14 protein-coding genes are annotated in these 11,712 nt (G+C 58.3%); 10 read left to right on the top strand and 4 right to left on the bottom strand.

Translation table 11 applies throughout. The features are described from left to right. Positions 1-120: 120 nt before the first annotated feature. From WMO44_RS05375 to WMO44_RS05365, 3 genes are all read left to right on the top strand, one after another. Positions 121-516 carry a hypothetical protein gene (locus tag WMO44_RS05375; protein WP_055185500.1) on the top strand — a complete coding sequence of 132 codons (396 nt, stop codon included), beginning with the start codon at positions 121-123 and terminating at the stop codon, positions 514-516. A 6-nt stretch (positions 517-522) separates the two neighbouring features. Further along, the gene (locus WMO44_RS05370; protein WP_349151986.1) at positions 523-1,368 is read left to right on the top strand and encodes a DUF5685 family protein; all 846 of its coding nucleotides are present in this window, start codon (positions 523-525) and stop codon (positions 1,366-1,368) included. Positions 1,369-1,455: 87 nt separating this feature from the next. After that, the gene (locus tag WMO44_RS05365) at positions 1,456-2,193 is read left to right on the top strand and encodes a J domain-containing protein (protein ID WP_097778480.1); all 738 of its coding nucleotides are present in this window, start codon (positions 1,456-1,458) and stop codon (positions 2,191-2,193) included. 102 nt (positions 2,194-2,295) lie between these two features. On the opposite strand, the gene WMO44_RS05360 is transcribed toward WMO44_RS05365, so the two are convergent. Further along, positions 2,296-2,580, bottom strand: a complete 285-nt coding sequence (locus tag WMO44_RS05360; RefSeq protein WP_349151985.1) for a hypothetical protein — start codon at positions 2,578-2,580, stop codon at positions 2,296-2,298. A gap of 44 nt (positions 2,581-2,624) precedes the next feature. Next, a complete protein-coding gene (locus tag WMO44_RS05355; protein WP_349151984.1) occupies positions 2,625-3,116 on the bottom strand; it encodes a cytochrome C in 492 nt (163 codons plus the stop codon). Between the two features lie 342 nt (positions 3,117-3,458). Between WMO44_RS05355 and WMO44_RS05350 the strand changes: the two genes are divergently transcribed. Continuing rightward, the gene (locus WMO44_RS05350) at positions 3,459-4,016 is read left to right on the top strand and encodes a TetR/AcrR family transcriptional regulator (RefSeq protein WP_349151983.1); all 558 of its coding nucleotides are present in this window, start codon (positions 3,459-3,461) and stop codon (positions 4,014-4,016) included. Positions 4,017-4,208: 192 nt separating this feature from the next. Continuing rightward, positions 4,209-4,883 carry a hypothetical protein gene (locus WMO44_RS05345; protein WP_349151982.1) on the top strand — a complete coding sequence of 225 codons (675 nt, stop codon included), beginning with the start codon at positions 4,209-4,211 and terminating at the stop codon, positions 4,881-4,883. Positions 4,884-4,998: 115 nt separating this feature from the next. On the opposite strand, the gene WMO44_RS05340 is transcribed toward WMO44_RS05345, so the two are convergent. Both WMO44_RS05340 and WMO44_RS05335 read right to left on the bottom strand, forming a co-directional pair. Further along, positions 4,999-5,673 (bottom strand): GntR family transcriptional regulator, encoded by a 675-nt coding sequence (locus tag WMO44_RS05340; protein WP_349151981.1) that lies wholly within the window; start codon positions 5,671-5,673, stop codon positions 4,999-5,001. Positions 5,674-5,796: 123 nt separating this feature from the next. Beyond that, positions 5,797-6,438, bottom strand: a complete 642-nt coding sequence (locus WMO44_RS05335; protein ID WP_349151980.1) for a phosphatase PAP2 family protein — start codon at positions 6,436-6,438, stop codon at positions 5,797-5,799. Positions 6,439-6,561: 123 nt separating this feature from the next. Between WMO44_RS05335 and WMO44_RS05330 the strand changes: the two genes are divergently transcribed. The 5 genes from WMO44_RS05330 to WMO44_RS05310 all read left to right on the top strand — a co-directional run bounded on the left by WMO44_RS05330 (position 6,562) and on the right by WMO44_RS05310 (position 11,547). Then, positions 6,562-7,470, top strand: a complete 909-nt coding sequence (locus WMO44_RS05330; protein WP_349151979.1) for a Cof-type HAD-IIB family hydrolase — start codon at positions 6,562-6,564, stop codon at positions 7,468-7,470. A 237-nt stretch (positions 7,471-7,707) separates the two neighbouring features. Continuing rightward, complete coding sequence (gene eda, locus WMO44_RS05325; protein WP_097778473.1) at positions 7,708-8,670, top strand: bifunctional 4-hydroxy-2-oxoglutarate aldolase/2-dehydro-3-deoxy-phosphogluconate aldolase; 963 nt, start codon at positions 7,708-7,710, stop codon at positions 8,668-8,670. 93 nt (positions 8,671-8,763) lie between these two features. Next, entirely contained in the window at positions 8,764-9,789 is a 1,026-nt protein-coding gene (locus tag WMO44_RS05320) for a sugar kinase (protein WP_055185510.1), read from the top strand. Positions 9,790-9,808: 19 nt separating this feature from the next. Beyond that, positions 9,809-10,657, top strand: coding sequence for a 5-dehydro-4-deoxy-D-glucuronate isomerase (gene kduI, locus WMO44_RS05315; protein WP_005921078.1), 849 nt, complete (start codon positions 9,809-9,811; stop codon positions 10,655-10,657). An 89-nt stretch (positions 10,658-10,746) separates the two neighbouring features. After that, complete coding sequence (locus WMO44_RS05310; RefSeq protein ID WP_349151978.1) at positions 10,747-11,547, top strand: gluconate 5-dehydrogenase; 801 nt, start codon at positions 10,747-10,749, stop codon at positions 11,545-11,547. The last annotated feature ends 165 nt before the right edge of the window (positions 11,548-11,712 follow it).

Below are 11,712 nucleotides of genomic sequence, written 5' to 3'. Positions count from 1 at the left end.
GTCTGTTCAAAATTTTATCATGGTTGGCTGATATTCTAGAGGTACAAAGTATTCCGCAGGGCGGCGATGCTGCCCTGCGTTTCCATGTGTAAAGCCCCAGAGAAGAGGATGCGAAAACCTATGAGAGAAAAATTCCGTCAATTCATGATCGGGCGCTACGGCACCGATGGCCTGAACCAGTTTTTGAGCATGAGCTCCATCGTGATGCTGCTGGTATCGCTGCTCACCCGCGTTTCCCTGTTCACATGGCTGGGCGCGGCACTGCTGATTTTGTGCTACTACCGCAGCCTGAGCCGCAATATCTCCAAGCGCACCGAGGAGAACTACCGCTTTTACAGCCTGAAGGATCGGTTCAACAACAAGTTCCGCAGCCTGAAGGAGCAGTGGGCCAACCGCAAGCTGTACCACTACTACCGCTGCCCCCAGTGCCGCCAGAAGCTGCGGGTGCCCCGGGGACGCGGACGCATCCAGATCTCCTGCCCGCGCTGCGGCACCCAGTTCATCAAAAAGAGCTGAGCCGCCATGTTTGGATATGTGATCCCGGATCGGGCCAGCCTCAGCCCCGAGGCGCAGAGCCGCTACCGCTCGGCCTACTGCGGGCTGTGCCGCCGCATCGACGCCTTGCACGGGCTGCGGGGACGGTTCAGCCTGAGCTATGACCTGACCTTTTTAAATATCCTGCTGTGCAGCCTGTACGAGGGCGAGACCCCCGCAGACAGCGGCATCGACCGCTGTCCCGTCCACCCGGTACACGGTGTACTTTGGCGCAGCGCCGACCCCACCGACTACTGCGCCGACCTGAGCGTGGCGCTGCACTACTATAATGCGCAGGACAAATGGCAGGACGACCATAACCTGCTGGCGTTGGGCTACAGCGCCCTGCTGGACAACAGCACCGCCGAAGCTGCCCAGCGCTGGCCGCGGCAGTGCAATGCGATCCGCGCTTGTTTGTCAAAGCTTGCTGAGTACGAGGCCGCCGGCAGCACTGATCTTGACGCGGTGTCCGGCTGCTTTGGCGCGCTGATGGCAGAGCTGTTCGACTACCGGCAGGACCGCTGGGCACCGGAGCTGCGCAGCATCGGCTTCCATCTGGGCAAGTTCATCTACCTGCTGGACGCCTACGATGACCTGCCCCGCGACAAGCGCCGGGGCGCGTACAACCCCCTGCGGGAGCTGAGCACCCACCCGGACTACGAGGAAGAGATGCTGGACATCTTCGAGCTGCTGCTGGCACGCTGCGCGCAGAGCTTTGAGCGTCTGCCCTGCGTGGAGGACGCAGATCTGCTGCGCAACATCCTGTATTCCGGCGTGTGGCTGAAATACAACTGCAAAAACGCAAAACGCACCGGAAAGCCCGATGCGTCTTGATTTTGTGCCGATGTTCCGGTAAAATAAAACGGATGCGGTGCAGCGGTGCTGTACCGTCAGTATAATGAGTGAGGAAGTATACCGAGCATGAGAGATCCCTATGAGGTGCTGGGCGTTCAGCGCGGCGCAAGCGACGACGAGATCAAAAAAGCATACCGCGCCAAGTGCAAGCGCTGGCACCCGGATTTGAACCCCAACGACCCCACGGCTGAGGAGCACTTCAAGGAAGTGCAGGCCGCCTACGACGCCATTACCAAGGGCGATACCGGCCCCCAGATGGGCGGCAACCCCTACGGCGGCTACCAGCAGCAAAGCTATAACCGCCAGAGCTATGGGCAGCAGAACTACGGTTACACCGGCTTTGATGGCTTTGACGGGTTTGAGGGCTTCGACCCCTTTGGCTTCGGTTTTGGCTTTGGCGGCTACCAGCAGGCTGGGCCCAGTGCCTCCGGCACCGACACCCCGGAGATGCAGGCCGCCCGCAACTTTGTGGCCAGCGGCCGCTACGCCGAAGCGCGCCGGGTGCTGGACGGCATGACCGGTCGCAATGCGCGGTGGTATTATCTCTCCTCACTGGCCAATCAGGGGCTTGGCAAAAGTGTGGACGCTTTGCAGGACGCCCGCCGCGCCGTGCAGCTGGACCCGAACAACACCGAGTACCAGATGCATCTGCGCCGGATGCAGAACCCCGGTCAGACCTACCGCACCCAGACCACCTACGCCCAGCCCGGCGGGCTTTTGCGCTGGTGCTGGAGCATGATTTTGCTGAACCTGCTGTGCAACTGCTGCTGCGGCGGCTGGGGCTTCCGTGGCTTCAGAATGTAACGGAAAGAGAACGATTTAAATGCGCTCCGCGATGCTCTGCGCATAATTAGCGGAAAGAATGTTTTTATTTGTAAATCGGGAAAATCTGCGGATTTTCCCGATTTACTTTTTCACAGGAGGGGTCGTGGCGGCAAACAGCATTTGCAGCGCCGCTTTCTGCGAAAGCGCGGCGCTGCGGGTAGTGTCCTCGCCCTTTTTCATGGGGAAGAGCGCAACGATTGACAGGCAGTTTTCCTCCACGACCCCTTCTGTGAAAATGGGATATCGGAACGCCCGCAGGCGTTCCGATATCCCGAAATTTAAAATAATTTTCCGCTGAAAATGGCTAGAGCGCAGCGGAAGCCATTCAAAACCGTCCACTCTGCCAAAAAAGGCTGCTGCACGCACGGTGCAGCAGCCTTTTTACGTTTTGCGGATGTAAGGGTTTGCTCTTACTTCTGGGGAGCCTCGAAAGCAATAGCGGTAGCACCGGCAGCGGCGTCCACGCTCTTCAGAGAGATGGGAGCCACCTCATAGTGCAGGGTGTCAAAGCTCTGGGTGTTGCCGTCCTCGGTGGTGAACTCCAGAACGTAGACAACGTCAGCCTGCTTGTCAGCCTCGACATCGCGGGTGATGACGACGCTCTCGCCGTCAGCCAGACCCTCGCCTGCCAGGTTCTCGCCCTTGTCCTCAGAGCCTGCATCGTACAGGTACAGCTCGGTCACCTTGCTGCCGGTGGTGTTGTACACGGTGTACTCGGCAGAAGTAGCCTCGGCCTCAGAGGAAGCAGCCTCGGAAGAAGCAGCCTCGGAAGAGGCAGCAGCAGAGGATGCAGCAGAGGATGCGGTGGAGGATGCAGCGGTAGAGGCAGCACCGCCGCAGGCGGTCATGCCGACAGCCAGTGCCAGAGCGGCAGCGGCAATTGCAACAGTCTTGAGCTTCATAGGGATATCTCCTTTTTTCTTATGTTGGTGTCAGGCCTCCGGCAGCATACCAACTGCCTTGGTTGGGCTGATGTTCTCTTATTATACGCACATTGACAAAAAAAGCAAGCTTTTTTCGTCAAAAATCAACGATGAAACAAGAACTGTTACCATTTTGACATGAATTTGGTACATTTTAGGTGGCAGAAACATGAAACAGGTTGCATATATGCAGCTTTCGTTTCCTGCCGCTGTGCAGACGGCGAAATAGAGCTACAAAAAATTTTATTTTCCCCTTGACAACAGCCCACCGCCGCTGTATACTATGCATCGTGAACGTTGTTCATGTTGGAGGGTGAGTGTATGAATCCAATGGCAACATCCAAGGCGGACATCCTGAAAACCAGCCGGGAGCTGATCCAGCAGAACGGCTGGGCAGCGGTCAACATCCGTGCGGTCGCGGCAGCCTGCGGGGTCTCCGTAGGCTGCATCTATAACTACTTCGGCTCCAAGACCGAGCTGGTAAGCGCGGCCGTGGAAAGCATCTGGAACGACATCTTCCACCACCCGGAGGATGAGACTGTGTTTCAGGACACCCTGTCCTGCATCCGGTGGATGTACCGGCAGATGGAATACGGCTGCCAGCAGTATCCCGACTTCTTCACCCACCACGCGCTGGGCTTTGTGCAGCAGGACACTGCCGACGGCAAGCAGCAGATGCGGCAGACATGGCAGCACATTCTGGATGCTTTGTGCAACGTGCTGTGCCACGATGCCAAAGTCCGTCCTGACGCCTTTACCGAGCAGTTCACCCCGGAACAGTTTGCGGGCATCCTGTTCTCCCTGATGCTGTCCGCGGTGGTGCAGCAGAGCTTTGACCCCTCTGCGGTGCTGGAGATCGTGCGCAGAACCATTTATTAAACAAAAACATCCCACAAGCCTTGTGGGAGTTTTTTAAGTCCGAATATGAACATGGTTCAATTTGGCTTCTGCGCCCCGCAGAGCATACGATCACCAGCCCTTTTCCCTACGATGCCTCCGGTACGGCTCTGCCGCGCCGGTTCGCTATAAAATCAAAAAATTGCAATCAAAACAAATAAAGGAGAAAAACGTATGAGAGCTGTTATTGAAACTGTTTTCGACATCTTCTATCTGGTCACCGTGCTCACGGTGGGCATCCGCATGATCCGCAGCAGCAAGGCTGGCACCCAGTTCCGCCTGTTCGGCCTGATGGCCGTTGTGCTGGGCGCGGGCGACTCCTTCCATCTGGTGCCCCGCGCACTGGCACTGTGCACCACCGGTCTGGAAAACTACGCTGTGCCGCTGGGTCTGGGCAAGTGGATCACCTCTGTGACCATGACCGTGTTCTATGTGCTGCTGTACTACGTCTGGCGCAAGCGCTACCAGATCGAGGGGCAGAAGAACGTGACCGTCGCCGTGTACGCCCTGTCCGCTGTGCGCATCGTGCTGTGCATGATGCCGCAGAACCAGTGGCTCACCAACCACACCCCGCTGGCATGGGGCATCCTGCGCAATATGCCCTTTGCCCTGCTGGGTCTGCTGGTCATCGTGCTGTTCTACCGCAGCGCCAAGCAGAACAACGATAAGGCTTTCCGCTGGATGTGGCTGACCATCGTGCTGAGCTTCGGCTTCTATATCCCCGTTGTCCTGTGGGCAGACGTAAACCCCATGATCGGTATGCTGATGATCCCCAAGACCTGCGCCTACGTCTGGACCGTGCTCATCGGCTACAACGCCATGAAAGCTGAAGCCGACAAGCAGAACTAACCTTTTTCCCTGCTGCTTAACAGAAAACCCGCCGACAGACAGCAATGTACTGCTCTGCCGGCGGGCTTTTTATATTGTATAAATAAATGTGGCTCCACATTTAAACAATTTCTTTTCACTCCTCGGTGAAATACTCCGGGTGGACGCTGCGGGCCTGCTCCACCGAGAGCTTATAGCGGTTCAGGTGGCTTTCCAGCGCCTCGCCCAGTTCATCGGCGGTGCCATGCAGCAGCATTTCCAGAATGCGGGTGTGGGCAGCGCAGACGGATTTGTTCTCGTTGGTCTGCAAGCTGAACTTGCGGATACGCTCCACATGCTGCAGCTCACTCAGCATGTGGTCAAAATGCGCCTCCATGCCGGTGATCTCAAAGGCCTTGCGGTGGAACTGGTTGTCCAGCTCCAGCAGATGGGTCTCCCGGTTCGGCTGAGTCAGGTCGGCTTCCAGCAGGCGGTAGTTCTCGATGACCTGCCGGTACTCCTGCTCCTGCTGGTCTGTCAAGCGGCCGCGCACGCGGTTCAAGATCTCTTTTTCCAGCGTAAAGCGGGCAAACTGCTCCAGCTCCATCCGCTTCAGGTCGATGGGAGCCACATGGGTACCGCTTTGCGGCTTGATGTCCACCATGTGGGCAATGTTGAGCATGATCAGCGCCTCCCGCATGGGGGTGCGGCTGATGCCCATCTGCTCCGCAAGTTCCCTGTCGTTCAGGGGGTCGCCGGGCTTCAGCTCCATGGTGATGATCCGGCTGCGGATGGTCTGATACGCCTGTTCCCTCGCACTCAAAGATGCCATTGCAGTGTTCTCCCTTCGGGGTCAGTTGGTGATATACTAGTATATGACCATATTACCCAACTGCCGGGTAACTGTCAATAGCAGGAGCGACCGAAAATCAAGGGCAATTTTTTGCTATTTTGTTCAATGAAGTGCCCGCGCCGGGCGGTACACCACCGGCAGCCACACAAAAGCCACCGCCAAGCCGCAGGCCACATCAATGACCGAATGCTGCTTGGTGAACACGGTGGACAGGCAGATGAGCGCCGCCCACGCCCATGCCAGCACCTTGCGCAGAGGCTTGCCCTCTGCCAGCTTGCTGTGGCTGAAAGCCATTGCCATGCAGGCAGAGCTCTGGCAGTGGATGGAGGGGCAGACGTTCACGGCGGCGTCCGCCTTCCACAGCAGCTGCATGATCCGCAGCGCCGGGTTATCCCGGCCAAGAGTCTCCACGGCAGGACGCAGTTCCAGCCCGTTGGGCAGGATCATGTACACGATCAGGCAGAAGGTCATGCCGGAAAACATGGTCAGGCAAAGCTTATCGTAGCTGGCGGTATCGCACCACCACAGTGCCGCCGTCACCCCCGCCAGCAGCAAAAACCAGCTGCAATAGGGGATCACGAACCACTCGTTGAAGGGGATCAGATCGTCCAGCGGGCTGTGCAGGATATATTTCGGGGCAGTGACGGTGAGATCCAGCCAAAAGAACCAGATCAGATACACCACCCAGTACAGCTGGTACCACAGGTGCGGGCGGCACCAGCTGCGCAGTTGGTCAAGCTTCATGTCGTTTCTCCTATTTTTTATGTGAATTGACGTGTTATTATAGCACATTCCATCCACTTGCGCAAATGCCGCCCCTGCGCTACAATAAAAACAAGCTGTATCTTATTATAAAAGGAGTACGTCATGCCACAAGAATTTCCCGTCATCCGTCTGGTCGCGCTGGATCTGGACGGCACCCTGCTGAACCGCGAGGGGCACGTCACCCCCCGCACCCGCGCCGCCCTGCAAGCTGCTGTGGATAAGGGCGTGTACATCGTGCCCGCCACCGGCCGTCCGCTGGCCAGTCTGCCGCCGGAGGTGGCGCAGCTGCCCGGCATCCGCTACGTTATCACCTGCAACGGTGCCGCCGTGTGGGACTTGGGCAGCGACCCCGTGGGCGCAGTGTACAGCCGCTATTCCAACGCAAAAGAGCACCGCACCAGCACCCCGGTCTGCCTGCTGCACAGCCTGATGCCGGTGGAGACTGCCCGTGAAGCCTTTGCCGTCTGCGAGAGCTGCCACGCCGACCTGCGCATTTTCTCGGACGGATACGCCTGCACCGATGCCCGCAGCATTGCGCTGGCCGCCGCCCGGGCAGCAAAGAAGGACGGCACCGAAGCGTGCCAGCCCAACGATGGCCGCTTTACCATTCTGCGGGACGCAGCCGAGTGGATGAGCCGCAACGCCTTTGCCATTGAAAAGCTCTGCGTGTTTTTTGAAAACCCGCAGCAGGCTGCGGCTGCTTTGCCCCGCTTTCATGCCGTCCCGGGCGTGGAGATCGTACAGGGGTCGCCGAAAAACGTGGAGGTGACCGCCGCCGGTGTGGACAAGGGCGAGGCGCTGCGCGCACTGGCCGACCGGCTGGGCGTCCCGCACGCGTGCACTCTTGCGGTGGGCGACAGCGAGAACGACCGCGCCATGCTGCAAAAGGCCGGGGTGGCCGCTGTGATGGCCAACGGTATGCCGGAGATCCGGGCGCTGGCGCACCTTGTCAGCAAGGCCGACTGCGACCACGACGGCGTGGCCGAGATACTGGAAACCCTTGGCATCTGAGCCAGTTTTTGCAGCAATTTTCCAGCATTTTTACCGGCTTCTGCCCCAATTTTTCGGGTCATTCGTCATTTTTGTGCAATGTATACAAGCTATTATGCCAAACATTGTGCTTGTTGAGCATTACCAAAGACGGGCTGTTCGTTTATACTAGTATCATAAGCGCGTATGGGGGTATTGCGCCCACAGGAGCAAACCCGACGCACCGAGAGAGTTCAAATATAAAAGGAGAAATGCGTTATGAATCCCATCGTAGAAAAGGTCTATCAGATCGGCATTATCCCTGTTATCGCTTTCAACAGCGTTGATGAGGCCCTGCCCCTGTGCAAGGCTCTGTCTGAGGGCGGTCTGCCCGCAGCTGAGGTCACCTTCCGCACTGCCTGTGCTGAAGAGTGCATCCGCAAGATCCACGAGGAGATGCCCGAGATGCTGCTGGGTGCCGGCACCGTTCTGACCTGCGAGCAGGCCGACCGTGCTATGGCTGCCGGTGCTTCCTTTATCGTTGCTCCCGGCTTCGACCCCGAGGTCTGCAAGCACGTCATCGCCAAGGGCGGCATCATGATGCCCGGCACCTGCTCCGCAGGCGAGATGCAGCAGGCCATGAACATGGGCTGCGAGGCTCTGAAGTTCTTCCCCGCTGAGGCAAACGGCGGCGTGGGCATGCTGAAGAACATCGGCGCTGCCCTGAAGGGCGCTCGCTGGATGTGCACCGGCGGTGTCAACGCCAAGAACGTCAACGATTATCTGGGCTATGACCAGATCTTTGCCGTGGGCGGCACTTGGATGTGCAAGAGCGATGTGATCAAGGCCGGCGACTGGGCAAAGATCACCGCACAGAGCAAGGAAGCTGTTGACACCATGCTGGGCCTGAAGCTGCTGCACGTCGGCATCAACACCGGCAACGAGGAAGAGGCCATGAAGGTGGCTAACCTGATCGGCGCTATGCTGAACATGAAGGTTGCTCCCGGCAACTCCAGCATCTTTGTCGGCAACAAGGAGTTCGAGATCATGAAGAAGCCCGGCCGCGGCACCAATGGCCACATCGCCATCGGCTGCAACAACGTGGACCGCGCCATCTACCACCTGTCTCAGCGCGGCGTGAAGTTCGATCTGGACAGCAAGAACGTGAAGAACGGCAAGACCGTTGCCTGCTACATGGCAGACGAGATCGCCGGCTTTGCCTTCCATCTGGTGCAGGCATAAGCGCCTGTCCCCTTTTACCCGTAAAAGCCCCGCCGCAGCGGGTATGCCCTGCGGCGGGATGAATGAAACACCTGATATAAAGGAGAATAACCAATGAAAGTCGTTACTTTTGGCGAACTGATGGTTCGTCTGCAGCCCTTCAACTACGAGCGTTTCGTTCAGGCTAACAGCCTGGAGTTCAGCTTCGGCGGCGGCGAGGCTAACGTTGCTGTTTCTCTGGCCAACTACGGTCTGGACGCAGCCTTCGTCACCAAGCTCCCCGCACACGCCATCGGTCAGGCCGCTGTCAACAGCCTGCGCCGCTACGGCGTTGATACCAGCATGATCACCCGCGGTGGTGACCGTGTGGGCATCTACTACAACGAGAAGGGCGCTTCTCAGCGTGGTTCCGTCTGCATCTATGACCGTGCCAACAGCGCCATCCAGCTGGCTCAGCCCTCCGACTTTGATTGGGATAAGATCTTCGAGGGCGTGGATTGGTTCCACTTCACCGGCATCACCCCGGCTCTGGGCGAGAACGTTGTCGAGATCTGCCGCGAGGCCTGCAAGGCTGCTAAGGCTCATGGCGTGAAGATCAGCTGCGACCTGAACTACCGCGGCAAGCTGTGGACCCGTGAGCAGGCCCGCGCTGCCATGACCGATCTGTGCCAGTACGTTGACGTCTGCATCTCCAACGAGGAGGACGCAAAGGACGTGTTCGGCATCGAGGCCGAGGCTACCGATATCTACGGCGGCAAGCTGAACGCTGAGGGCTACAAGAGCGTTGCCAAGCAGCTGGCTGACAAGTTCCACTTCGAGAAGGTCGCCATCACCCTGCGTGAGAGCCACAGCGCATTCGACAACGGCTGGAGCGCTATGCTGTACGATGTTGCTTCTAACGAGTACTGCTTCTCCAAGAAGTACGACCTGCACATCATCGACCGCGTTGGCGGCGGCGACTCCTTCGGCGGCGGCCTGATCTACAGCCTGCTGACCGGCAAGAGCACCCAGGAGGCTGTGGAGTTCGCAGTTGCAGCTTCCGCTCTGAAGCACTCCATCGAGGGCGACTACAACATGATGACCGTGTCCGAGGTCGAGAAGCTGGCCGGCGGCGATGGTTCCGGCCGTATCCAGCGCTAATTGCAGGAGGGAGTCCGCTATGGATATCCGTTATTCCTGCAACCAGAAGGATTTTAAGCGCTATACCACCGAGGAAATGCGGGACGAGATGCTGATCACCGGCCTGTACAAGGCAGATGAAGTAGTGGCCGTTTACAGCCATGTGGACCGTATGGTCACGCTGGGCTGTATGCCGGTACACGAGACCGTGTCCATCGACAAGGGCATCGACATCTGGGCCAACTTTGGCACCCACTACTTCCTGGAGCGCCGCGAGATCGGCATGTTCAACATCGGTAAGGATTCCACCGGTATCGTGGTGGCCGACGGCGTAAAGTACGAGCTGGGCTATAAGGACTGCCTGTACATCACGCAGGGCACCAAGGAAGTCACCTTTGCTTCCGCCGACCCGGAGCATCCCGCCAAGTTCTATATGGTCTCTGCTCCGGCACACTGCGCTTACCAGACCCGTCTGATCAAGATGGCTGATGCAAACCACCGCCCGCTGGGCAGCGTGGATACCTGCAACAAGCGCACCATCAACCAGTTCATCCACCCGGATGTGCTCAAGACCTGCCAGCTGAGCATGGGTATGACCGAGCTGGCACCGGGTTCCAACTGGAACACGATGCCCAGCCACACCCACGAGCGGCGCATGGAGATCTATACCTACTTTGAACTGCCCGAGGGGCAGGTGGTGTTCCATATGTGCGGCGAGCCTACCCAGACCCGCCACATCGTGATGCACAACGAGGATGCTGTCATCAGCCCCTCCTGGAGCATTCACAGCGGCGTAGGCACCTCGAACTATACGTTTATCTGGGCAATGGGCGGCGAGAACATGGAGTTTGACGACATGGACAACATCGCCACCACTGACCTGCGCTAAAAGCACCAATCAAACGCCCCGTACCGGGTTGCCGGTACGGGGCGTTTTGCTAAAAAATTAACTTGGATACTGTAAAAAAGGAGAACCTCATGGATCTGTCTGCATTCAACCTGCAGGGCAAGGTAGCCCTGATCACCGGCGGTGCCCACGGCATCGGTTTTTCCATTGCAGAGGGCATGGCCAAGTGCGGCGCCGTCATCTGCTTCAACTGCTCCTCTGAGGCCAGCTTAGAAAAGGGCATGGCTGCCTACAAGGCTGCCGGCATCGACGCCCACGGCTATGTGGCAGACGTTTCCGACGAGGACGCCGTAAACGCCATGGTGGCAAAGATCAAGGCCGAGGTCGGCTCTGTGGACATTCTGGTGAACAACGCTGGCCTGATGAAGCGTGTGCCCATGATCGAGATGAGCCACGCCGACTTTATGCGGGTGATCGACGTCCATGTGGGCGGTGCCTTCAACTGCTCCAAGGCCGTGCTGCCCGACATGATGGAAAAGCGCGAGGGCAAGATCATCAACATCTGCTCCATGATGAGCGAGCTGGGCCGCGAGACCGTTTCTGCCTACGCCGCTGCCAAGGGCGCCCTGAAGATGCTGACCAAGAACATCGCCTCTGAGTACGGCGAGTACAACATCCAGTGCAACGGCATGGGCCCCGGCTACATTGCCACCGCCCAGACCGCGCCCCTGCGCGAGATCCAGCCGGACGGCAGCCGTCATCCCTTTGACAGCTTCATCGTTGCCAAGACCCCCGCAGGCCGCTGGGGCGACCCGGAGGACATGGTTGGCCCCTGCGTGTTCCTTGCCAGCCACGCATCCGACTTTGTGAATGGCCAGATCCTCTACGCCGACGGCGGCATTCTGGCTTATATCGGCCGCCAGCCTAAGTAAATCCTGAAAAAAATCCCCCCGGCGAGCAGCGCCGGGGGGATTTTTATAGGCAAATTAGACGATTTTGAATGCGCTCCGCTTTGCTCTGCGCATAAATAGAGGAATTACGATTTATATTTCGCGTTTGTCGCGCTCTGCGGAGCGCGACAAACGCATTTTCACGGG

The organism is Faecalibacterium tardum, assembly GCF_040096515.1.
Classification (GTDB): Bacteria; Bacillota; Clostridia; order Oscillospirales; family Ruminococcaceae; genus Faecalibacterium; species Faecalibacterium tardum.
This window is presented reverse-complemented; position numbering and strand designations above follow the sequence as displayed.

Excerpts from the sequence above, each read along its gene's own strand:
- eda (WP_097778473.1), top strand. The coding sequence starts at position 7,708 with ATGAATCCCATCGTAGAAAAGGTCTATCAGATCGGCATTATCCCTGTT.
- WMO44_RS05345 (WP_349151982.1), top strand. The coding sequence starts at position 4,209 with ATGAGAGCTGTTATTGAAACTGTTTTCGACATCTTCTATCTGGTCACC.
- WMO44_RS05355 (WP_349151984.1), bottom strand. The coding sequence starts at position 3,116 with ATGAAGCTCAAGACTGTTGCAATTGCCGCTGCCGCTCTGGCACTGGCT.
- WMO44_RS05320 (WP_055185510.1), top strand. The coding sequence starts at position 8,764 with ATGAAAGTCGTTACTTTTGGCGAACTGATGGTTCGTCTGCAGCCCTTC.
- kduI (WP_005921078.1), top strand. The coding sequence starts at position 9,809 with ATGGATATCCGTTATTCCTGCAACCAGAAGGATTTTAAGCGCTATACC.
- WMO44_RS05330 (WP_349151979.1), top strand. The coding sequence starts at position 6,562 with ATGCCACAAGAATTTCCCGTCATCCGTCTGGTCGCGCTGGATCTGGAC.
- WMO44_RS05375 (WP_055185500.1), top strand. The coding sequence starts at position 121 with ATGAGAGAAAAATTCCGTCAATTCATGATCGGGCGCTACGGCACCGAT.
- WMO44_RS05370 (WP_349151986.1), top strand. The coding sequence starts at position 523 with ATGTTTGGATATGTGATCCCGGATCGGGCCAGCCTCAGCCCCGAGGCG.
- WMO44_RS05340 (WP_349151981.1), bottom strand. The coding sequence starts at position 5,673 with ATGGCATCTTTGAGTGCGAGGGAACAGGCGTATCAGACCATCCGCAGC.
- WMO44_RS05335 (WP_349151980.1), bottom strand. The coding sequence starts at position 6,438 with ATGAAGCTTGACCAACTGCGCAGCTGGTGCCGCCCGCACCTGTGGTAC.
- WMO44_RS05350 (WP_349151983.1), top strand. The coding sequence starts at position 3,459 with ATGAATCCAATGGCAACATCCAAGGCGGACATCCTGAAAACCAGCCGG.
- WMO44_RS05365 (WP_097778480.1), top strand. The coding sequence starts at position 1,456 with ATGAGAGATCCCTATGAGGTGCTGGGCGTTCAGCGCGGCGCAAGCGAC.
- WMO44_RS05310 (WP_349151978.1), top strand. The coding sequence starts at position 10,747 with ATGGATCTGTCTGCATTCAACCTGCAGGGCAAGGTAGCCCTGATCACC.